The sequence below is a fragment of the Paramesorhizobium endophyticum genome, from assembly GCF_014640615.1.
Classification (GTDB): domain Bacteria; phylum Pseudomonadota; class Alphaproteobacteria; order Rhizobiales; family Rhizobiaceae; genus Paramesorhizobium; species Paramesorhizobium endophyticum.
Genome location: NZ_BMHH01000004.1, coordinates 113,035 through 133,410, shown reverse-complemented (window position 1 = coordinate 133,410; position 20,376 = coordinate 113,035). Strand labels below are relative to the sequence as shown.

General features: G+C 62.4%; 19 protein-coding genes and 2 pseudogenes. 8 read left to right on the top strand and 13 right to left on the bottom strand.

The window, feature by feature from the left end; all coding sequences use genetic code 11:
• Nucleotides 1-48 precede the first annotated feature (48 nt).
• Nucleotides 49-189 (bottom strand): annotated as a pseudogene (locus IEX53_RS24465) (helix-turn-helix domain-containing protein); the annotation flags it as partial.
• A gap of 171 nt (nucleotides 190-360) precedes the next feature.
• Here IEX53_RS24465 and IEX53_RS06655 point away from each other — a divergent pair.
• Nucleotides 361-1,033 (top strand): annotated as a pseudogene (locus IEX53_RS06655) (SDR family NAD(P)-dependent oxidoreductase).
• A 181-nt stretch (nucleotides 1,034-1,214) separates the two neighbouring features.
• Here the strand turns inward: IEX53_RS06655 and IEX53_RS06650 are convergent.
• The 4 genes from IEX53_RS06650 to IEX53_RS06635 all read right to left on the bottom strand — a co-directional run bounded on the left by IEX53_RS06650 (nucleotide 1,215) and on the right by IEX53_RS06635 (nucleotide 5,501).
• The gene (locus IEX53_RS06650) at nucleotides 1,215-2,075 is read right to left on the bottom strand and encodes a DUF3313 domain-containing protein (RefSeq protein WP_236016066.1); all 861 of its coding nucleotides are present in this window, start codon (nucleotides 2,073-2,075) and stop codon (nucleotides 1,215-1,217) included.
• A 137-nt stretch (nucleotides 2,076-2,212) separates the two neighbouring features.
• Nucleotides 2,213-3,541: a sensor histidine kinase gene (locus IEX53_RS06645; RefSeq protein WP_188822679.1), complete on the bottom strand. Its 1,329-nt coding sequence runs from the start codon at nucleotides 3,539-3,541 to the stop codon at nucleotides 2,213-2,215.
• Nucleotides 3,541-4,212 (bottom strand): response regulator transcription factor, encoded by a 672-nt coding sequence (locus tag IEX53_RS06640; protein WP_188822677.1) that lies wholly within the window; start codon nucleotides 4,210-4,212, stop codon nucleotides 3,541-3,543. The genes IEX53_RS06645 and IEX53_RS06640 overlap by 1 nt, the downstream gene beginning before the upstream one ends.
• Before the next feature lie 62 nt (nucleotides 4,213-4,274).
• The gene (locus IEX53_RS06635; RefSeq protein WP_188822675.1) at nucleotides 4,275-5,501 is read right to left on the bottom strand and encodes a M24 family metallopeptidase; all 1,227 of its coding nucleotides are present in this window, start codon (nucleotides 5,499-5,501) and stop codon (nucleotides 4,275-4,277) included.
• Between the two features lie 277 nt (nucleotides 5,502-5,778).
• Between IEX53_RS06635 and IEX53_RS06630 the strand changes: the two genes are divergently transcribed.
• The 5 genes from IEX53_RS06630 (at nucleotide 5,779) to IEX53_RS06610 (ending at nucleotide 10,696) form a co-directional block, all read left to right on the top strand.
• A complete protein-coding gene (locus IEX53_RS06630; RefSeq protein WP_236016081.1) occupies nucleotides 5,779-7,248 on the top strand; it encodes an ABC transporter substrate-binding protein in 1,470 nt (489 codons plus the stop codon).
• 85 nt (nucleotides 7,249-7,333) lie between these two features.
• Nucleotides 7,334-8,302 (top strand): ABC transporter permease, encoded by a 969-nt coding sequence (locus IEX53_RS06625; protein ID WP_236016065.1) that lies wholly within the window; start codon nucleotides 7,334-7,336, stop codon nucleotides 8,300-8,302.
• On the top strand, nucleotides 8,299-9,147 hold the full coding sequence (locus tag IEX53_RS06620) for an ABC transporter permease (protein WP_188822672.1): 849 nt from the start codon (nucleotides 8,299-8,301) through the stop codon (nucleotides 9,145-9,147). The genes IEX53_RS06625 and IEX53_RS06620 overlap by 4 nt, the downstream gene beginning before the upstream one ends.
• Nucleotides 9,144-9,953, top strand: a complete 810-nt coding sequence (locus IEX53_RS06615) for an ATP-binding cassette domain-containing protein (RefSeq protein WP_188822671.1) — start codon at nucleotides 9,144-9,146, stop codon at nucleotides 9,951-9,953. The genes IEX53_RS06620 and IEX53_RS06615 overlap by 4 nt, the downstream gene beginning before the upstream one ends.
• Nucleotides 9,950-10,696: an ABC transporter ATP-binding protein gene (locus IEX53_RS06610; protein WP_188822669.1), complete on the top strand. Its 747-nt coding sequence runs from the start codon at nucleotides 9,950-9,952 to the stop codon at nucleotides 10,694-10,696. Before IEX53_RS06615 ends, IEX53_RS06610 begins: the two co-directional genes overlap by 4 nt.
• Here IEX53_RS06610 and kduD read toward each other — a convergent pair whose 3' ends face one another.
• The 8 genes from kduD to IEX53_RS06570 all read right to left on the bottom strand — a co-directional run bounded on the left by kduD (nucleotide 10,697) and on the right by IEX53_RS06570 (nucleotide 17,105).
• Entirely contained in the window at nucleotides 10,697-11,437 is a 741-nt protein-coding gene (gene kduD / locus IEX53_RS06605) for a 2-dehydro-3-deoxy-D-gluconate 5-dehydrogenase KduD (RefSeq protein WP_188822667.1), read from the bottom strand. It abuts the gene before it with no gap.
• The gene (kduI, locus tag IEX53_RS06600; protein WP_188822665.1) at nucleotides 11,434-12,258 is read right to left on the bottom strand and encodes a 5-dehydro-4-deoxy-D-glucuronate isomerase; all 825 of its coding nucleotides are present in this window, start codon (nucleotides 12,256-12,258) and stop codon (nucleotides 11,434-11,436) included. Before kduI ends, kduD begins: the two co-directional genes overlap by 4 nt.
• Before the next feature lie 18 nt (nucleotides 12,259-12,276).
• Nucleotides 12,277-13,068, bottom strand: a complete 792-nt coding sequence (locus tag IEX53_RS06595) for an ABC transporter ATP-binding protein (RefSeq protein WP_188822664.1) — start codon at nucleotides 13,066-13,068, stop codon at nucleotides 12,277-12,279.
• Nucleotides 13,044-13,883, bottom strand: a complete 840-nt coding sequence (locus IEX53_RS06590) for an ABC transporter ATP-binding protein (protein ID WP_188822662.1) — start codon at nucleotides 13,881-13,883, stop codon at nucleotides 13,044-13,046. The genes IEX53_RS06595 and IEX53_RS06590 overlap by 25 nt, the downstream gene beginning before the upstream one ends.
• Before the next feature lies 1 nt (nucleotide 13,884).
• On the bottom strand, nucleotides 13,885-14,730 hold the full coding sequence (locus tag IEX53_RS06585) for an ABC transporter permease (protein WP_236016080.1): 846 nt from the start codon (nucleotides 14,728-14,730) through the stop codon (nucleotides 13,885-13,887).
• Between the two features lie 38 nt (nucleotides 14,731-14,768).
• A complete protein-coding gene (locus IEX53_RS06580) occupies nucleotides 14,769-15,791 on the bottom strand; it encodes an ABC transporter permease (protein WP_210311632.1) in 1,023 nt (340 codons plus the stop codon).
• Nucleotides 15,792-15,971: 180 nt separating this feature from the next.
• A complete protein-coding gene (locus IEX53_RS06575) occupies nucleotides 15,972-16,286 on the bottom strand; it encodes a cupin domain-containing protein (protein WP_188822658.1) in 315 nt (104 codons plus the stop codon).
• Nucleotides 16,287-16,331: 45 nt separating this feature from the next.
• Complete coding sequence (locus IEX53_RS06570; RefSeq protein ID WP_188822656.1) at nucleotides 16,332-17,105, bottom strand: FadR/GntR family transcriptional regulator; 774 nt, start codon at nucleotides 17,103-17,105, stop codon at nucleotides 16,332-16,334.
• A gap of 194 nt (nucleotides 17,106-17,299) precedes the next feature.
• Here IEX53_RS06570 and IEX53_RS06565 point away from each other — a divergent pair, with 194 nt between their 5' ends.
• Together IEX53_RS06565 and IEX53_RS06560 are read left to right on the top strand one after the other, a co-directional pair.
• The gene (locus IEX53_RS06565) at nucleotides 17,300-18,448 is read left to right on the top strand and encodes a mandelate racemase family protein (RefSeq protein ID WP_188822654.1); all 1,149 of its coding nucleotides are present in this window, start codon (nucleotides 17,300-17,302) and stop codon (nucleotides 18,446-18,448) included.
• 176 nt (nucleotides 18,449-18,624) lie between these two features.
• Nucleotides 18,625-20,220: an ABC transporter substrate-binding protein gene (locus IEX53_RS06560; RefSeq protein ID WP_188822651.1), complete on the top strand. Its 1,596-nt coding sequence runs from the start codon at nucleotides 18,625-18,627 to the stop codon at nucleotides 20,218-20,220.
• Nucleotides 20,221-20,376: the final 156 nt, after the last annotated feature.

Below are 20,376 nucleotides of genomic sequence, written 5' to 3'. Positions count from 1 at the left end.
GTGTCATGACTGAACCGCTCGTCTGCCTGCTTTTCCTGCCGGATCATCTCAATGAAGCTTCCGTGCTGAGCAATGAACACCTGGACAGGCTTCGTTAAAATAACGCGAGGGGGTGGTTCCAGGCATTCGCCTGAACATGGTGATGAATGCGCTGACGCTCTCATAGCCCAGATCGCCCGCAACGGGCTGCGGAATGTCGTCCACGCCGCCGAAGCCGGTATGGCGACGAAGGCGTTCAGATCGGCAAGATCAGGCTTTTTCATTCATGATGATTTTTCACGAGCACATGTGGAATTCAAGGCATAATCTCAACAGCGGAATGCCACTATCTTTGTTTCAGTTCAAACAAAGGAGATCATCATGACACGTACTTGGTTCATCACAGGGGCATCTTCCGGTTTCGGGCGCCTCATGGCCGAAAAGCTGCTGTCGCGTGGCGACCGGGTGGCTGCCACCGTGCGTCGGTCCGATACGCTGGACGACCTTCACGCAGCCCATGGTGGGCGGCTTTGGAGCGCCGATCGCCGTCATCCGGGCCGCTCTTCCCCACCTCCGCGCACAGGGCGGAGGCCGTATCCTGCAGGTATCCTCAGAAGGCGGGCAGATTACCTACCCCGGCTTCAGCCTTTACCACGCCACTAAATGGGGCATAGAAGGTTTCGTCGAGACGACCGCGAAGGAGACGGCCCCCTTCGGTATTCAGTTCACCCTGGTGGAACCGGGACCGGCGCGGACCAACTTCGGGAGCGGCCTCGTCCAACCGGAATCGATCGCAGCCTATGACGGCACACCCGCACATCTCACGCGCGACGCCTTGTTCGGCGGTAAGTGGGTTATCATCGGCAACCCGGAGCGGATGGCGGATGCGATGATCGCTGTGGCCGAGAAGGCCAACCCACCCCTGCGCCTGGCGCTTGGCAGCACATCCTATCGGGCAATCCGCGAGGCGCTCGATGCGCGCGTCGACGAACTCGAAGCGAACCGCGCAATTACCGTTGCAACCGACTACACCACGGAAGAGCCCGCCTCATGACGGCGAGCTACTTCGTCTCCGTCGGCACGTAATCTTACATCACCAAACCGTCTCGCGAGGCGCGCCCTGCCGCAAATGGCAAGGGCTGCGCTTTCCGGTGGAATAATGATGCTGTTCCTGACTGGCTCAGCCGCACGATCGTTTTTCTGCCAATTCCGGCAGGTCACGTCGCGAACGCTGATTACCAGCCCGTTCCTGCTTTGGCTGCCGTCGAGACGCCAGCAATATTTGCCTCAACCGGCTTCGGCTTTTTCTCGGTCCATTGCGGCGGCAGGCCATACTTGCCTGCGACAGCGCCCAGCAATCCGGGCGCGCGGCCAAAGGCATCGCATGCGGCGTATTTCGGCTTGCCGCCCAGCCAGGACTGCACCCGCTGCCTTGAGGGAAGGGCGATATCCAGCCCCTTCGGCTCCTTTCCCGCAATGAGCATCTTCGAAAAATCCTCCGCGAATTTCGCAGCGAGGCCGTAGGCGTCGCCCACCTCTGAAACGCGCGGCTTGTCCTGGATCGAGTTTGCGCCGCGGGCCCAGACCATGGCGGCAGTCTGGGCGCCGGTGCTGTCGACCGCCTCGGCTTCCACGGCCAGCCCGCCGAGCCCGGCCGGCAGGCGCGGCACGCTGACCGGCAAGGCAAAACCACTGCCGACGCTCACCGCCGTGGCGACCCCGGCCATTGCCTTGTTGGTCGGAACAAGATCGGTGACAACGGACCGGATGGTCATATCCGCCGGTTGTCCGGTCGCAACCATCTGATATCTGTCGCTGAGCGCGACGCAAAGCGCCCGGTCCAGCGCGTTCGCAACCATCACGCGGTCGGCTTCCGACTTCACGCGGCCCGCGGCGCTGGGGACGTAACTTGTCGGCACGATGCTGACCGTCTTAACCGCCGCGAGCCGCTGCCCATCGGCGTAAATCCGCTTCTTCGCCAATTTTCCCTTGGGCGCGCTGAGATTGCCGTAAGACGTAAGCGTCCCGCCTTCCTTCAACGGCACCGAGGCGCATCCGGCAGCGAAGACGAAAGGCAGGACGAAGACAAGCTTCAAGGATGACGGGAGCCCGGCATTCAGGTGGGATATTTTGTTGTTTCGTGGGTTGCAATGCACGCTTGTCTGGCCTCCATGCCGGATGTTCTGGAATGAGCATGCGAATGCTGGATTGCCGCAACATTACAGGATGACGCTCAGAGCCGAAGCGTGACCAGTGTCCCCGCCGCCGCGCTTTCGATGCTGATTTGCCCGCCATGGTTGGCAGCCACCTGCCGGACCAGGCTCAGGCCCAGCCCTGCGCCTGTGCTTTTCGGCGTGACGCGATAGAACGGCTCGAACACCAATTCCTGATGTTCAACTGGAATGCCCGGCCCTTCATCGGCCACGGCGATCTCCCCGCCGGCTGAAACCGAAACCGTGATCGTTCCACTGTTGCCGCCATGATCGATGGCATTGCGGACAAGGTTGCTGATGGCTCGCGGCAGGGCGGACGGGCTGCCCTGGCGCGGCAGCGCTTCCACCTCGCTCTGAAATGCGATCTGATAGCCCGCCGCGATCGCGAGCGGCGCGAGGTCGGCCACGACCGTGCGGGCGATGTCTACGAGATCGACCGTTTCGTACAGATCGATAGCCTGATCGTTGCGCTCGAAATCAAGGAGTTGTTCCGCAGTCTCCGCCAGCCGCGCGACGTCGTCAAGCAGACGCCTGCGCTCCTGTCCCTCCGGCATCCCGTCGATCCGCGTCTGCATAATGGCGATGGGCGTGCGTAGCTCATGCGCCGCATCGATCAGAAAATGCCGCCGTTTCCGGAATTCGCTGTCAAGCCGAGCCAGCGCGCCGTTGAAGGCAATCACCAGCGGGGCGACTTCCTTGGGAATGCCCTCCACCGGCAGGCGGGCTTCCGGACGGCGCGGCTCGATCTCCGCCGCCCTTTGCGCGACGTCGCTCACCCGTGTGAGCGCCCGGCTGACGATCCGCGGCACGGCAAGAAAGATCGCAGGCAAGGCCAATGCGATCAAGGATATATAAATTGGGTAGCTCCGTCTCAGAAGGGCAAGAACGGGCCAGCCTTTGTCCGCTACGCCGCCGAACAGAACCCGAACCTCGCCTACGCTCGTTGCGACATTCTCGATGGTTGCAATCTCGCCGGTTGCGGGAGATCCGCGCAGATCCGCCTCCTCAAACAGGCGGACCAGCGGACCAAGCGCCGCATAGGCCGAGGGAACCGGGCCGTAGGAAACGAAAGCGCCGTCCATGGCTGACGCGATGAACCAAAGCTCGCCGTTCTGCTCTTTCAGGGATTTGAGCGCGGGCGTGTTGCGAATTGCCAGCCCGCTCCGGCTGTCGCGTGTAACGGCGCCGGCAATTGCCGAAACGATCTTGTCCTCCATGGCGATATTCGGGGACATGATCGTCGTGGCCCATATGCAAAGCCCGATGATCACGGAGACAACCACCGCCACGATGACGAGGCTGAGTTGCCAGCTCAGTCGCCACCAAAGCGATGGATTTGCCCTATCCATCACTCCTCCTTCAGAAGGTAGCCGACGCCCCGGATGCTGTGGATCGTCACGCCGGCGCGTGCGTCGGAGAGCCGTTTGCGCAGGCGCGAGATATGCGCATCGAGCGCATTGGACTGAATCTCCTCCTCGTAATTATAGACCGCCGCTTCGAGCGCGGAGCGAAGGACCGTCTTGTCCTTGCGCTTGGCGAGCGCCAGAAGAACCAGCAGTTCGCGCCGGGGAAGATCAAAGGTCGCCGCGCCAAGCGTGACGTCCAGATGCAGCGGATCGATCACTACGCGCCCGGCAGTTATTTTCGGCTCCGCCAGATTCGATGGCCGCCGCAGCACGGCGCGCACCCGCGCCATCAGTTCCTCGACGAGGAAGGGCTTGCCGAGATAATCATCCGCGCCGATATCCAGTCCCTCGACCCGCTCCAGCGGCTCGTTTCGCGCCGTCAGCACGATGATGGGCGTGCCTGAGCCAGACCGCCTCAGTTTCGGGATAAAGGTCAGCCCCTCGCCATCGGGCAGGCGACGGTCGAGGAGAATCGCGTCATAATCGTTCTGGCGCGTCAACTCCAGGGCATCGGCGAGATGCATGGTGTGGTCCGTGACGATGCCGTGCTTGCCGAGCGCTGCCGACAGGGCATTCGCCAGTTCCCTCTCATCCTCGATCAGCAGAATTCGCATCGTTCCTCGCGCCCCTCTTTGCTCTTGTCTGCCCCGAAGATTACGGCAGCATTGCGGGCCTTCTACAGGGTCGCGACTTCTACGTTGATCAAACCGCGCGGCAAAGTGTTCATGCATTCCGCCCCCGTGTCCGTCACGAGGAACTGGTCCTCGATCATAAGCGCCCCGAGACCTTGGCCATAGAAGGGCGTCTCCAGCGCGACCACCATACCCGGCAGGATGAGCTCGGGGTTATCGGCGGAGAAGAACGGCCATTCCTCGATACCCACACTACCGCCGACCGAATGGCCGAAATGGCCGCGGTGATATTCGCCGAAGCCGTCCTTACGCATCGAGGCGAGCATGGCCGCATGCACCGCGCCGAAGCTGTTGCCGGGCCGGATTTGTTCGAGACCGGCGGCGAAGGCGTTTTCCAGTGCCTTGAAGATATCGCGGGCAAGCGGAGACGCCGGGCCGTGGGTGAAGCTGCGCGCACCGTCGGAGGAATAGCCTTCAACCAGCGTTCCGACATCCGCCTTGATCAGCGCTCCGGACGCGACGACCGCAGACATGTCCGAGAGATCGGGACCGACAGAGATATAGTCCCAATGCCCGCTTAAACGGAAGCCGGCGGCATAAGCGCCCTCTTTCCAGGCGGAAGACAGTTCGCTGACCGATACGCCGGGCTTCACCGCAGCCGCCATGGAAACGAGCCCAGCTTCCGCAGCCTTCGCGGCTTGGCGCAGCCGCTCGATCTCGCGCGGTGTCTTGACTGCGCGAAGACGGCGCAGCACCATGGAGCCGTCTACCCAGATTACATTGGGCAGCGCTCGTTTCAGCGCGTCGAAATCAGCGGCAGGGACAAATTCAAGATCCACGCCGATTCTTGCATGGTCAAGGCCACGCTCCTTCAAAATGTCGCTGAACAGCCCGAAAGCGGCGGAACGGTCGAATGTTTCCGGCCTCGGCCCGGTGTTGCCCGAGCGGCGATAAGCTTCGTCGATTTCCTCGATGCTGCCTGCATCGGTGATATCCAGCATGTCGATCCAGATGCGATGGGTGCGCAAATCAACATCTGGCGCGACCTTACGGACCGCCGCGCTTGAATGGTCGCTCGCCACTGCTGCCAGGCTCGCCGTTGCGTCGGCAGGCACCAGCGCAATGGCCGCAGCCGCCCTGCCCCACATGGTGGCCACACCCGCCGGAGCGCCGATAGCATAGCGGAACGCTTCGGGCTGGAACAGCGCCAGCGCGTCTAGCGCCGCCTCCCGCATCAATTGTTGTGCGCGTTTCCGGTCGATATCGCTCATGGCCCGCTCCATTGTCGTTAACGAGGGATTTATGCGGATCGGCAGCGGAACGCCAGTGTCGGAATACATTTGCCACATCAGCTTACATTAGAGAAAATATTTCTTCTAAAATGTAGAAAATTGCGTGTCCATCCTCATCAAGCGAGCAGCGCCCCGGCTATTCTCGCGGCCAGTAATTGTATGGCCGCAAGGCCACGTGAATGGAGTATCGAGAATGAGCGGTTTGATGACCCGCACCGGCGCAGTTCTGAAGTCCAGCCGGCTGAACGCCCGTGCCATGACGGCGGCGGCATTGCTTTTCGGCGCGCTGGCCGGGGGATCGGCGGAGGCGCAGGATTTCGATCCCGACGCCACCATCAATATCGGGTCTCTCTACGAGCCGCAGAACCTCGATAACACCGCCGGAGCGGGTCAGGGCATCAACGAGGCATTCAACGGCAATGTCTATGAATCGCTGTTCCGCCTCACCGATTCCGGCACGGTCGAGCCGGTGCTGGTCAAGGATTACAAGGTGAGCGACGACGGCCTCACCTACACCTTCAGCCTCCAGCCGGGCGTGAAATTCCATTCCGGCGATCCCCTGACCTCGAAGGACGTGAAGTTTTCCATCGAGCGGGTGGTTTCGGCGGAATCGAAAAGCTCGCGCAAGAACAGTCTGAAGACGATTGCGAGCATCGAGACGCCTGGCGACTCGACGGTGATCATCAAGCTTTCGTCGCGCTCCATCTCGCTGCCCTATAACCTCACCTATGTCTGGATCGTCAACGACGCGGCCACCAATCTGACCGCGACTGAAGACGGCACCGGCCCCTACAAGCTGGAAGACTGGCGGCGCGGCTCGTCGCTGGAACTGACGCGCTTCGATAGTTATTGGGGCAAAAAGCCGGACAATGGCGCAGCAGTCTTCCAATATTTCACCGAGGCAACGGCGCTCAACAATGCGCTGCTGACCGGCTCGGTCGATATCGTCACCTCCGTCCAGAGCCCGGATTCGCTCGCGCAATTCAAGGACAATCCGGATTTCACGGTTGCGGAAGGCCAATCCACGACCAAGCTGCTGCTCGCCTATAACGACCGCGTCGCCCCCTTCGACAATGTCAAGGTGCGCAAGGCGCTCGCCCGCGCGGTGGACAAGGCCAAGCTTCTCAAGGCCGTCTGGGGCGACTACGGCACGCTGATCGGGTCGATGGTGCCGCCGACCGACCCGTGGTATGCGGACCTTACCAAGGTCGATGCCTACGATCCGGAAAGCGCCAAGGCGCTGCTCGCTGAGGCCGGCTATCCGGATGGATTCACCTTTACGCTCGACACGCCCAACTATGACCCGCACCCAATCGCCGCGCAGTTCCTGCAGACGGAGCTTGCCAAGGTCGGCGTCAAGGTGAACATCAACGTCATCACCGCCAATGAATGGTACTCCAAGGTCTACAAGACGCATGATTTCCAGGCGACCTTGCAGGAGCATGTGAACCACCGTGACATCGTTTTCTACGGCAATCCGGACTTCTATTGGGGCTATAACAATCCGAAAGTGGTGGATCTGATCAAGCAGGCCGAGGAGAGCGCCATGACCGGTGAGCAAACCGCGAAGCTCAAGGAAGCCAACACGATCATTGCCGAAGACGCCGCCAGCAACTGGCTCTATCTTTATCCGCAGATCGTCGTCGCCGCGAAGGCGGTGACCGGCTATCCAATCAACGGCCTCAACTCGCAATTCTTCGTCTCCGGCATCAAGAAGGCGGATTGATCGGATTCAGCCATCGGCAATTCGAAAAATTGCGCTATAAGCTCACCCGCCCGGCTCTGCCGGGCGGGTTTGTCGATCAAAGGGTGTGACCATTCTTTCCTATTTCCTGCGCCGGCTGGCCATTCTCTTCGTTTCGATCCTGATTGCAGCGGCGGTGCTGTTCCTGCTTCTGCGGCTGCTGCCGGGCGATCCCGCCAATGCGCTCGTCTCGGTCGGCGCGGATGCGGCGCAGATCGAGGCCGCGCGCCGGCAGGTGGGCTCCGACCTGCCGCTTTCCGATCAGTTCATTCGCTTCGTCGCCAGTCTTGCCCGGTTCGATCTCGGCCAATCTTTCGTCAGCCATGCACCCGTCCTGCCGGAAATCGGGAAACGGCTCACCGTCACCCTGCCGCTGACGCTGATGTCCTTCCTGCTGGCGATTGTCGTAGCCGTGCCGCTCGGCATCGTGGCGGCGGTGAAATCGAACCGCTGGTATGGCTCGCTGATCTCGGTCGTCTCGCAGCTCGGCATCGCCGTGCCCGTGTTCTGGATCGGGATTCTCCTCGTGACACTCTTTGCCGTAAATCTCAGGCTCTTTCCCTCAGGCGGCTTCCCCTCGCGCGGCTGGCAAAGGCCGGATGCAGCAATGGAAGCGCTGGTGCTGCCGGTCGTCACCATCGCGCTCGTCATGTCCGCCTCGCTGATCCGCTATGTGCGCTCGGCCACGCAGGACGTGCTCGGCAGCGACTACCTGCGCACCGCCCGCGCGCTCGGCGCGAGCTTTCCGGAGGCGCTGATCCGCCACGGCATCCGCAACGGCTCCGTGCCAGTCATCTCCATTCTCGGCATCGAGCTCGCCTCCACCCTGCTCGGCGCAGTCGTGGTAGAGCGCGTGTTTTCGCTGCCGGGCCTTGGCTCCATGCTGCTTCTTGGCATCGAGCAGCGGGACTATCCGAATGTGCAGGGAGTGCTCTTCATCTCGACGCTGATCGTCCTGCTGGTCGGATTTGCTGCAGATCTCGCGCAGCGGCTGATCGATCCGCGGCTGCGCGGGCGCGTGGGAGGGAGCGAATGACGAACCTCGCCATTTCCCCGCCGGTCCGCAATCGCCTGCCGTGGCTCTTCATCATCGGGCTCGGGCTCGTCGGTCTGCACCTCATAGCTGGCTTAACCACCCTGTTCTGGACGCCCTACGACCCTGCCGCGATGGCCGGCGGGCGGCTGGAAATTCCCTCCCTCGCCCATCTGGCGGGGACTGACCGGCTCGGACGCGACCTTTTCACGCTCATCATGATCGGCTCGCGCATCGCTCTTATCGTCGGCACCGGCGCGGTCATCATCGGCGGCCTCATCGGCATCACCATCGGCCTTTTGGCCGCCTTCGCCTCCAGGACGCTCGACGATGTGCTCGCCGCCGGGCTCGATATCCTCATCGCCTTCCCGACGTTGCTGCTCGCCATGCTTATCGTGGCCTCCAGCGACGGCGCGAGCCTCTGGACCGCCATCGTCGCCATCGGCATCGCCAATTCCGCCATCGTCGCGCGGCTGACGCGCATCCTCGCCAAGCGGATCCTGCGCATGGACTACATCACCGCCGCGCGCATTTCCGGCACGTCCTGGCCCCGCATCGTGGCGATCCACATCCTTCCGAACATCTGGCCGACGCTGCTCGTCAATCTCGCCCTGCAATTCGGACTGGCGGTCATCGCGGAGGCCTCGCTCTCCTATCTCGGGCTTGGCGCCCCGCCGCCCAACGCCTCATGGGGGCGGCTTTTGCAGGAGGCGCAAGGCACCGTCTACACCGCTCCCTTCGGCGCCATCGCGCCCGGCATCGCGCTCGTTTCGCTCGTCATCGGCATCAATCTCCTTGCCGATGGCCTGCGCGACCTTGCCGACCCGGTCAGGAGGAAACGCCGTTGAGCCCGCTTCTGGCCATTGAAAACCTTTGCGTCCATGCGGGCGGCAAGGCGCTCGTCTCCGATGTATCCTTTTCCGTCGCGCCGGGCGAGCGGCTCGGCCTTATCGGCGAATCCGGCTCCGGCAAGTCGCTGACGGCGCTCGCCGCCATCGGCCTTCTGGGCGAGGGGCTCAGCGCCAGCGGCTCCGTCCTCCTCGGAGGCAAACAGGTGATCGGCACCCGTGACCGCGATCTCGTGCCGCTGCGCGGAACGATCGCAGCCACCATCTTTCAGGAGCCTCTCACAGCCCTCGACCCCCTGATGAAAATCGGGGATCAGGTCGCCGAAGCCCTCCGCCGCCGTGCCCGGCGCGATGGCCGCCCGGCTGACAACGCGACAGTCAGGCGCGAGGTGCTTGAACTCCTCGAGCAGGTGGCCTTGCCACAGCCGCAACGCATCGCCGAATCCTGGCCGCACGAGATTTCCGGGGGCCAGCGCCAGCGCGCCGCGATTGCCATGGCGCTCGCCTGCAAGCCTGAACTGCTGATCGCCGACGAGCCGACGACGGCCCTCGACGTCACCACGCAGGCGGAAATCCTGAACCTGCTCGGGAAACTTGTCCGCGAGCGGAATATGGCGCTGCTTTTCATCAGCCATGACCTGCCGGTTGTCGCCGGCACCGTTGATCGCGTCATCGTGTTGCGGCATGGCCGGGTGGTAGAGGAAGGCGCGGTCGCACGCGTCTTTCGTGAGCCTGCCCACGAATATACCCGAAGCCTCGTCGCGGCCGCGCGCGCCTTCGACGAGGCACTGGAGATCGCGCCATGAGCCTCATCGATGTCCGCAATGTCTCCTTCGGCTATACGGCCAGGCAAAAAACGCTTGATGATGTCAGCCTGACGCTGCGCAAAGGCGCAAATCTCGGCATTGTCGGGGAATCCGGCTCCGGCAAGACGACCCTGCTGCGCCTTCTGCTGGGGTTGGGGCGTCCATCCGAGGGAACAATCACCGTCAATGGCGCACCGCTCGACCCGCGCAACCGAACCTTCATGCATGGGTTTCGCCGCACGGTGCAGGCGGTGTTTCAGGACCCCTATTCCTCGCTCGATCCGCGCCAGAAAGTGTTCGATATCATCGTGGAGCCGCTGCGCTCGCTGCAAATCCCCGGCGATACGAAGACATCAGTCGCGGAGGCCCTCGCCTCGGTCGGCCTTCCCCCGGATGCGGCAATGCGATACCCGCATGAATTCTCCGGCGGTCAGCGCCAGCGCATCGCCATCGCCCGGGCAATCGTCTCGCGGCCGGATGTGATCCTTGCCGATGAAGTGGTGAGCGCGCTCGATCTCTCGACCCGCATCCGCATCGTCGAGCTTTTAAAGGAACTGTCGCAGACCGTGACTTTCGTGCTCGTCTCGCACGATCTCGGCCTCGTCGCCTCGCTCTGCGAGGAAACGATCATCCTCGAGCGCGGCAGGATCGTCGAAAGCGGCAGGACGCGCGAAATCCTCGCCGCCCCGCGCCATGCCTATACGCGCAACCTGCTCGCCAGCATCCCGCGCATGCCGGCTTAACTACCGCGCCAGCCAGCCGCCATCGACATTGAGCACCGCGCCGTGGACATAGGACGCGGCGTCGGAGCAGAGATAGACCGCCGTTCCGGCAATGTCCTCGGGGCGGCCCCAGCGGCCTGCCGGAATGCGCTCCAGGATGGCCCGGTTGCGGTCCGGGTCGGCGCGCAGCGCTTCGGTGTTGTTGGTCTCGATATAGCCGGGCGCAATGGCGTTGACATTGATCCCGCGCGCTGCCCACTCATTGGCCATGAGCTTGGTAAGCCCCGCCACGCCATGCTTGCTGGCGGTATAGGACGGTACACGGATACCCCCCTGGAATGATAGGAGCGAGGCGATGTTGACGATGCGGCCCGGCTTGCCAAGAGCGAGCAATTCCCGCGCGAAAGCCTGGCAGGTGAAGAACAGCGCCTTCAGATTGACGTCGATCACGTCGTCCCAATCGGCTTCCGTGAAATCCACCGCATCGGCGCGCCGGATAATGCCGGCATTGTTGACGAGGATGTCGAAGCCTTGCCCGTCAAACACGTCCCGCGCCGCCATCGGATCGGCGAAGTCGAGATGCAGCGCCGAGGCCTTGCCGCCCGCCGCGAGGATCTGGGCGAGCGTCTCGTCGCAATCGCGCCGGGCAGCGCAGACAACCTCCGCGCCCGCCTCAGCCAATCCGATGGCGATGGCTTGCCCAAGCCCGGTATTGGCCCCGGTGACCAGCGCCTTGCGACCTTCCAGCGAAAAGGAGTTCATCGCAAATCCTCCGGCTGGATGAAATCCATATCGGTATAATCGACATTGTCGCCGGCCATCGCCCAGATGAAGGTGTAGGAGCCTATCCCTGCGCCTGAATGGATCGACCATGGCGGCGACAGCGCGCCCTCTTCATTGGCGATGAAGAGATGGCGCGTCTCGGTCGGCTCGCCCATCAGATGCAGCACGCGCGATTTCGGCTCCATGCCGAAATAGAGATAGGCTTCCATGCGGCGGTCGTGGATGTGGCTGGGAATGGTGTTCCACACCGAGCCATCCTCCAGCGTGGTATAGCCAAGCACCAGCTGGCAGCTTTCCATGACGAGCGGATGGATGAACTGGTTGATCGTGCGCTTGTTGGAGGTCTCGCTCGCACCGAGCTTCACCTCCTTGCTGTCGGCAAGCCGGATCAGGCGATGCGGCAGGGCCCGGTGCGCAGGACAGGAGGTGATGTAGAACCGTCCACCGCCCGAGAAGGTGACCGGCCCCGCGCCCATGCCGAGATAAAGCACGTCGCCACGGTTCATCTGCCAGCTTTCGCCGGCGGCGGATACCGTGCCGGTGTCGCCGATATTGACCACGCCCATCTCGCGGCGGTCGAGGAAGAAAGGCGTTTTCGTCTCAGCAACTGCATCCAGCACCAGATCGCCCCCGGCGGGAACCGCACCGCCCATGACGAAGCGGTCGTAATGGGTGTAGACGAGCCGGATTTCGCCCTCGCGAAAAATATCCTGAACCAGAAAATGGCGGCGCAGGGTTTCGGTATCCATGCCCTTGGCATGCTCGGGGTGAACGGCGTGCCGCGTCTCGACAGTCAGCATCCTTGTGTCTCCTCTCTCTTATGATTGTGTGCTGGGTAGCAGATGCCGTCCCTCATAGGCCAGCGAGGTTTCGATGAGTTCACGGCCATAGGGATGCGTCGCCTCGTCGCGCTCCAGCGCGGTACGGTTCAGAACCTCGACGATATCGCCGCGTTGCATGATCGCGAAGCGGTCGCACATATAGGAGACAACCGCCAGATCGTGCGTCACCATGATGGAAGTGAAGCCGCGCTCCTGCCGCAGGCGGGTCAGGAGGTTGAGGATTTCCGCCTGCACCGAGACATCGAGCGCCGAGGTCGGCTCGTCGAGAAGCAGCAGCGCCGGATCGAGGATCAGCGCCCGGGCGATGGCGACGCGCTGGCGCTGCCCACCGGACAATTGGTGGGGATAGCGGCCCAAAAAATCGACCGGCAGGCCGACATCGCCGATTGCCTTGCGGATGCGCTCCTCGCGATTGTCGAGGCCGTGGATGCGCAGCGGCTCGATAAGCGCGGTGCGGATCGACTGGCGCGGGTGCAGCGAGCCATAGGGGTCCTGAAACACCATTTGCACCTTTCGGCAGCGCTCGACCGGGTCCATGTCGCGGACGGACTTGCCGCCCAGCCGGATATCCCCTGTCCAGAAGCCGTTCAACATCGAGATGCAGCGCAGCACGGTGGATTTGCCGGACCCGCTCTCTCCGATAAGGCCGAAGCACTCGCCCGGCTCGACGCGGAAGGACACGTCCGGCAGCATTTTGACTGTGCCGAAGCTGATCGACAGATTGTTCGCGGTGATTTCTATGCTCACGGCAAAAGCTCCCGGCTCCATGGCGCGCTGCGGTCCAGCACCCGCAGCGGCGTTCGCGGACCGCCGATGCGGGGCTGAGCCGCCATCAGGCCGCGCGTATAGGGGTGGCTGGCATTGTCGAGGTCGCGCGCAGCCAGCGTCTCGACCACACGCCCGCCGAACATGACGATCACCCGGTCGCAGAAATTGCGCACCAAGTTCAGATCATGGCTAATGATGATGAGCCCGATGCCGCGCTCCTTGACCAGATCCTCGAGAATCTTGAGTACGCTCAGCCGCACAGTCACGTCCAGGGCCGAAGTGGGCTCGTCGGCGATGACGATGCGCGGATCGGCGAGCAGCATCATGGCAATCATGATCCGCTGCCCCATGCCGCCCGATACCTCATGCGGATAGAGATTATAGACCCGCTCTGGATCGCGGATTTTCACCGCCTCCAGCATCGCCAGCGATTTCTCCCGCGCCTCGCGCTTCGATATCGGGAAATGCCGGAGCAGGGTTTCCGCAATCTGGTCGCCGACACGATGGATTGGGTTCAGGGAATATTGCGGGTCCTGGAGGATCATAGAAATCTGCCGGCCCCGGACTTTCAGCATTTCCGCCTCGCTTGCGCTCGCAAGGTCGGTTCCCATGAACTCCATCCGGTCGGCGCTGATCCTTGCGTTGGGCAGCAGCTTCATCAGCGCCCGGCCCATGGTGGATTTGCCGGAGCCGCTTTCCCCGACGATGCCCAGCCTTTCGCGGCCAAGCGTGAAGGAGACGTTCTTCACCGCGTCGCTTGCCGCATTGCCATAGCGCACGCTCAAATTTTGCACGTCGAGCAGAATTTCGCTCATCTCAGCGTCCTTTCTGCTTGGGGTCGAGCGCGTCGCGCAGGCCGTCACCCAGGAGGTTGAAGGCAAGGCTGACGCTGACGATGGCGATGCCGGGGAAGAGGACGAGCCAGCTGCTGTCGATCATGTAGCGTCGTCCGGTGGCGATCATCGCGCCCCATTCGGGCAGCGGCGGCTGCGCGCCGAGGCCGAGGAAGCCGAGGCCGGCGGCGGTCAGGATCACCGTCGCCATGTTGAGCGTCAGCCGGATGATGACCGAGGGCAGGCACATCGGCACGATGGACTTGACGATGATCCGCGCGCTGGACGCCCCTTGCAGCCGCGCCGCAGCGATATAGTCGGCCCGGCGGATGGTCATCGTCTCGGCGCGGGCGAGGCGCGCGATGGGCGGCCAGGCGGTGAGCGCGATGGCGATGATGGCGTTGCGCAAATTCGGCCCGAGCGCCGCCACGAAAGCCAGCGACAGGATGAGGCTCGGGAAGGAGAGGAAGATGTCGGTGACGCGCATCATGATCGTGTCGTAGCGCCCGCCGAAATAGCCAGCCGTGGTGCCGACGAGCAGCCCTACGGGACCGACGATGACGGTGACCAGCGCGATGATGGTCAGGCTGATCCGCGCGCCGTACACGACGCGGCTGAAGATGTCGCGACCGAGCTCATCCGTGCCGAACAGATGCCCGGTTCCGGGCGGTTGCAGCACATTGTCGAGATTCTGCACGTAGGGATCATGCGTCGCGATGAAAGGCGCGAACAGCGCGATGATGCACAGGGCCGAGATGATGATCACCCCGAAGGCGGCGGTCGGGCTCTTCATGAGTGTGCGCAGGAGGCCGAAGGCGCCGCCGAGCATGGGGAAACGGCGCGTATATACGGTGTCGGTCGATGCCATTATCGCGTCCTCGGATCGAATACCCGGTAAAGAAAATCTGAAAGCATATTGAGCGCGATGAAGATTACGCCCACCAAGAGCACGCAGGTCATCACCGCATTCATGTCGCCGATGATCAGGTTGCTGGTCAGATATTGCCCGAAGCCCGGCCACGCAAAGACTGTCTCGATCAGCACCGCGCCTTCGAGCAGCCCGCCATAGGCGAGCGCCACGATAGTAATCAGCTGGACGCGGATGTTGGCAAACGCGTGCCGCCAGATCGTCTGGCGCTTCGACAGGCCCTTGACCCGCGCGGTGACGATATATTCCTGCCCGAGCTGGTCCAGCATGAAGCTGCGCACCATGCGGGTGATATAGGCCGAGGACGCATAGCCGAGGAGTAGCGCAGGCAGGATCAGATGCCGCAGCGCCGAGAGAAAAATATCGGTGCGCCCGGCAATGAGACTGTCTATGAGGAGGAAGCCAGTCGGTGTCGGAATTTCGCCGGTGTAGAAGAAATCCATGCGCCCGCTGCCGCCCGCCCAGCCGAGCCACGCATAGAAGACGAGAAGCCCGATCATGCCGGTCCAGAAGATGGGCATGGAATGGCCCATAAGGCTGAAGACGCGGATGGCGTGATCCTGCCAGCGGTCCTTGTTGACGGCGGCGAGCACGCCGAGCGGAACGCCCAGCCCCGCACCGAGCAGGATGGCGAGCGTCGCCAGCTCGATGGTCGCCGGGAAGACGTGGAGAATATCCTGGATGACCGGGTGGCCGGTGCGGATCGACGTGCCGAAATCGCCGGTGGCGACGTTCTTGAGGTAGACGACGAACTGCTCCCACATCGGCCGGTCCAGCCCCAATTGCCGGTAAACCTGATCATAGGTCTCCTGGCTGGCATCCTCGCCCACCATCGCCCGCACGGGATCCGCCGGCATGACCCGCCCGATGACGAATGTCAGCAGCAGCAGGCCGAACAGGGTTGCGGCAATCGACAGCGCCTGATGCCGCAACCCCTGAAATCGCGCTTTTCGTAACAACATCGCTCCTCCCTATTCATTTCCTGCCGTCATTCTCGGGCTTGTCCCGAGAATCTGCTGCGAGCAGGGATTGGTCTCTTCGCCGCGGACACATATTTTCCAAGTCGCTGACGTAGCGCGCTTCCACATCCCACCGCAGATTCTCGGGACAAGCCCGAGAATGACGGCGGAGAGGACGCAGGCCTACAGAAAATCATCCCGGCGCGGGGTGAAGCTGTCGATCAGCTCTCCCGCTTCCAGGCAGCGGCACCCATGCGGGACATGCGCGTCGATGGCGACCGCGTCGCCGGGGCCGAGGATGAGCGTTTCGCTGCCGCGATAAAATTCGAACCGGCCCGAGCGGATATAGGTGGACTGGATGTGCGGATGCGAATGCAGCGCGCCCTCCGTCCCAGCTTCGAACCGGAACGAGACGAGCATCATTTCGGCGTTGTGCGCGAGAACCTGGCGCGTCTTGCCGGGTCCGGTGACGACGACCGGATAATGGTTTTCTAGCATGGGGCTCCTCCGAATTAAGGGCACCCTAGCCTATCTCAACATGTATTACAAGTGACGAACATGTGGCCCATCGCTGCCACGGACCGATGGCTGGTTTTCCCCATCTGTCCGCGCCGCGCGGCTGCGCAACAGCTCGCGATAGCGCTCCATCGAGCCGCGCAAATGGTCGGCCATGCATTGGCGGGCAAGCGCGGAATCGCCCTGGATGATGGCATCGACGATTCGCCCATGCTCTTCCTGAAGGTGCAGATTGTAGTCGCGCGGGCGCTGGCCGACCGGGCCGCCCTGCAATTCGCCGCGCGGAATGATTCCCGAACGGATCAGTTGCAGGAACTCGGGAAAGCGCCGGTTCTGCGTCGCTTCGGCGATGGCGTGATGGAAATCATAGTCCGCATCGCGCGTCGGCTGGCACAGCCGCAGGCATTCGGCGATCCTCCGATGCGCCTCGATGATCTTTTCCAATTGTGCCGCCGAGCGCCGCGCCGCCGCGAAAGCCGCCGCTTCGACTTCAAAAACTGTCCGCAATTCAAGCAATTCGATCACGGAGGATATTTTATCGACGTTCAACCCAGAAAACGGCGATTGCACGGGGGACTTTTCCAGAACGAACACCCCCGCGCCCTTGCGCGACTCGACCAGACCGTCGGCGCGCAAATTGGCGAAGGCCTCGCGGGCGACGGTCCGGCTCACGCCATAGCGTTCCGTCAGATCCTTCTCGCTGGGCAGGCGCGTGCCGGGCGGAAAGGCGCCGGCTTCGATCGCCTGGCGCAGATCGCCGCTGATGCGATGCACCAAGGACTGCGTTCCTCCGGGCTGCATGGGTTCACTCCTGATCTGTCGGGCGGATGCTCCACCACTCAAAGCACAGGCAAACGCATCCGGGCAATTGCCTGGTTGCTGTAATCTGCAGGACAATATCCATAACATGTATTACAGCTTATTGACAACTTCGGCCATGCCCTCCATTAATCGCGGCAATAGCCCGCGCGCCGGGTGGCAAATCGAGGGAAATCATGATCATTACCGACGTAGAGGTCCGGCTGTTCGAAACGACGACGCGCAGGCATTCGGACAGCGCCGGCCATGCGCATCCGGGCCCGCCGCACAAGGTCAGGCAGGCCCTGCTGACGATCCGCACCGAGGACGGCCATGAGGGGCACTCCTTCACCGCGCCGGAGATCGTGCGGCCCCATGTGATCGAGAAATTCGTGAAGAAGGTGCTGATCGGGCAGGATCATCGCGACCGCGAGCGGCTCTGGCAGGAACTGGCGCATTGGCAGCGCGGATCAGCGGCGCAATTGACCGACCGCACCCTCGCCGTGGTCGATTGCGCTTTGTGGGACTTGGCAGGACGCGCCCTCAACCAGCCCGTCTACAAGCTCATTGGCGCCTACCGCGACAAGATGCCGGCCTATGGCTCGATCATGTGCGGCGACGAATTGCCGGGCGGCCTCGCGACGCCGGAGGATTACGGTCGTTTTGCCGATACGCTGGTCAAGCGCGGATACAAAGGCATCAAGCTGCACACCTGGATGCCGCCGGTCAGCTGGGCCCCGGATGTTAAAATGGATTTGAAGGCCTGCGCGGCGGTGCGCGAGGCGGTCGGCCCCGATATCCGGCTGATGATCGACGCCTTCCACTGGTATTCCCGCACGGATGCGCTGGAACTCGGGCGCGGGCTGGAAAAGCTCGGCTTCGACTGGATCGAGGAGCCGATGGATGAGCAATCCATGTCCTCCTACAAATGGCTGGCCGACAATCTCGATATTCCCGTCGTCGGCCCGGAAAGCGCTGCGGGCAAGCATTGGCACCGCGCCGAATGGGTAAAACTTGGCGCTTGCGACATCCTGCGCACCGGCGTCAACGACGTCGGGGGCATCACCCCGGCGATCAAGACCATGCGGATGGCGGAATGCTTCGGCATGGAATGCGAGGTGCACGGCAACACCGCGATGAACCTGCATGTGGTCGCCGCCTCCAAGAACTGCCGCTGGTACGAGCGCGGGCTACTGCACCCATTCCTCGAATATGATGACGGGCACGATTATCTGAACTCGCTGTCCGACCCGATGGATGAGCATGGCTTTGTCCATGTCCCCGACCGTCCAGGTCTTGGCGAAGACATCAATTTCGATTTTATCGAGAACAACCGGGTGGGGTGAGTTCTCTCCTCGTCGTCCTCGGGCTTGTCCCGAGGATCTGCGACGGAGCGTTCAACCAGGACGGTAATCGCTTGCCTTCTTCTTATGGCAGATTCTCGGGACAAGCCCGAGAATGACGGCGGAGAGGGAGTGCCTCGGGAGAGAAGGCACGGCAAACCAAACGGGAGGAAGAACGAATGAAAACCTTTCTGAAACGCATGGGGCTGATCGCCATGCTCACCGGCGCGGCCATGCTGCCGGCGCACGCTGATACGCCTGCTGACCAGTTGGTCGTGGCGACCACGATGAACAACATCCTGACGCTCGACCCGGCCGGCATCACAGGGCGCGAGACGGTTCAGGTGTTGAACAATATCTACGACACGCTTGTCATCCTCGATCCCAAGGACCGAAGCCTCAGGCCTCGCCTGGCGGAGCGCTGGGAGATTTCGCCAGACCGCATGTCGGTGCGCTTCTTCCTGCGCCCCGATGCGCGCTTCTCCTCCGACAACCCCGTGACCGCAGAGGATGTAAAATGGAGCCTGACCCGGCTGCTCAAGCTGAATCTCGCGCAGGCGTCGGCGCTGAAGACGCGCGGCTTCAAGGCCGAGAATGCCGACAAGCTGTTCGTCGTGGAAGGCCCGCACACTTTCGTGCTGAACCTGCCCCAGCCGGACGATCCGACGCTGGTCATGATGATCCTTGCCCAGAACGGCTTCGGCACGATTCTGGACAAGCAAACCGTGCTGAAGCATGAGGTGAATGGCGACTGGGGCGCCGCCTGGCTGCGCACCAATGCGGCCGGGTCTGGGCCCTATACGTTGAGCGAATGGGCGTCGAACGAATATGTGATCATGACGCGCAATCCGGCCTTCTGGGGCGAGCCACCGGCCATGCGGCGCATCCTGTTCCGCCATCTGCCGGAATCGCAGACGCAGCGGCTGATGCTGGAAAAGGGCGATATAGATGTCGCCTATTCCATGCAGTCGCCGGATTTGCGGGCGCTCGAATCCGATCCTCAAATCGAGATCGAAACGGCCTATGGCTCGGGCTTTTATTATCTCGCCGCCTCGATGAAGGACGAGCGCTTCAAGGATCCGCGCGTGTTGCAGGCGCTACGCCATCTCATCGACTATGAGGGGGTGAACCGCGCGGTGATGCCCTATTTCGGCACGCTCCGGCAGCGCCCGATCAGCACCGGCATCATCGGCTCGCTGCCCGATCCGGGCTACAAGCTCGATGTCGCGCGCGCCCGCGCCTTGCTGGCCGAAGCGGGCTATCCCGATGGCATGGATGTCACCCTGCGCTTCCTGTCGGAGGAGCCGTTCTCAAAGGCGGCCACGGCGGTCCAGAACACGCTGGAGCAGGGCGGCTTTCGCGTCCGCATGATCAGCGGCTCGGGCGATACCATTTACGGTGCCATGCGCGACCGCAATTTCGAGCTTCTCATCGGACGCGGCGGCGGTGGCCAGCAGCCGCATCCGGACAACAATCTGCGCGCGCTTGCCTATAACCCTGATAATTCGGACAAGGCGAAGCTCACCAACTATCAGGGCTGGCGCGCGAGCTTCTACGACCCGCAACTCAACCGCATGGTGGAGACTGCCCTGCTCGAGGCCGACCCGACAAGGCAGAAGGCGGCCTATGAGGAGATCCAGCACTATATCGACGCGCATCCCATGCCAATCCAGCCCTTTTCCGAGGTGCTCGACACGGCAGCGTTCCGCAAAACCGTCCACGGCGTCATTGCCAGCCCGTGGCTGTCACGGTTCGAGTGGGTGACGAAGTCCTGAAGCGCGTCACCCGCCGTCTCGAAACATAGGAAGCGCGCAGCTTTGCCAATGTCCGGGACCCAAAGTGACCCGGAAATTGGGCATTAGTATATCTGTAATTTTCATAGATATACTTAAACATTAATACTTATTAACTTGATATCGTCAGATTAATTT

Bases quoted from the DNA above. Each gene is read 5' to 3' on its own strand.
- IEX53_RS06645 (WP_188822679.1), bottom strand. From the start codon at position 3,541: ATGGATAGGGCAAATCCATCGCTTTGGTGGCGACTGAGCTGGCAACTC.
- IEX53_RS06640 (WP_188822677.1), bottom strand. From the start codon at position 4,212: ATGCGAATTCTGCTGATCGAGGATGAGAGGGAACTGGCGAATGCCCTG.
- IEX53_RS06635 (WP_188822675.1), bottom strand. From the start codon at position 5,501: ATGAGCGATATCGACCGGAAACGCGCACAACAATTGATGCGGGAGGCG.
- IEX53_RS06630 (WP_236016081.1), top strand. From the start codon at position 5,779: ATGACGGCGGCGGCATTGCTTTTCGGCGCGCTGGCCGGGGGATCGGCG.
- IEX53_RS06620 (WP_188822672.1), top strand. From the start codon at position 8,299: ATGACGAACCTCGCCATTTCCCCGCCGGTCCGCAATCGCCTGCCGTGG.
- IEX53_RS06610 (WP_188822669.1), top strand. From the start codon at position 9,950: ATGAGCCTCATCGATGTCCGCAATGTCTCCTTCGGCTATACGGCCAGG.
- kduD (WP_188822667.1), bottom strand. From the start codon at position 11,437: ATGAACTCCTTTTCGCTGGAAGGTCGCAAGGCGCTGGTCACCGGGGCC.
- kduI (WP_188822665.1), bottom strand. From the start codon at position 12,258: ATGCTGACTGTCGAGACGCGGCACGCCGTTCACCCCGAGCATGCCAAG.
- IEX53_RS06595 (WP_188822664.1), bottom strand. From the start codon at position 13,068: ATGGAGCCGGGAGCTTTTGCCGTGAGCATAGAAATCACCGCGAACAAT.
- IEX53_RS06590 (WP_188822662.1), bottom strand. From the start codon at position 13,883: ATGAGCGAAATTCTGCTCGACGTGCAAAATTTGAGCGTGCGCTATGGC.
- IEX53_RS06585 (WP_236016080.1), bottom strand. From the start codon at position 14,730: ATGCTCGGCGGCGCCTTCGGCCTCCTGCGCACACTCATGAAGAGCCCG.
- IEX53_RS06580 (WP_210311632.1), bottom strand. From the start codon at position 15,791: ATGTTGTTACGAAAAGCGCGATTTCAGGGGTTGCGGCATCAGGCGCTG.
- IEX53_RS06575 (WP_188822658.1), bottom strand. From the start codon at position 16,286: ATGCTAGAAAACCATTATCCGGTCGTCGTCACCGGACCCGGCAAGACG.
- IEX53_RS06570 (WP_188822656.1), bottom strand. From the start codon at position 17,105: ATGCAGCCCGGAGGAACGCAGTCCTTGGTGCATCGCATCAGCGGCGAT.
- IEX53_RS06565 (WP_188822654.1), top strand. From the start codon at position 17,300: ATGATCATTACCGACGTAGAGGTCCGGCTGTTCGAAACGACGACGCGC.
- IEX53_RS06560 (WP_188822651.1), top strand. From the start codon at position 18,625: ATGAAAACCTTTCTGAAACGCATGGGGCTGATCGCCATGCTCACCGGC.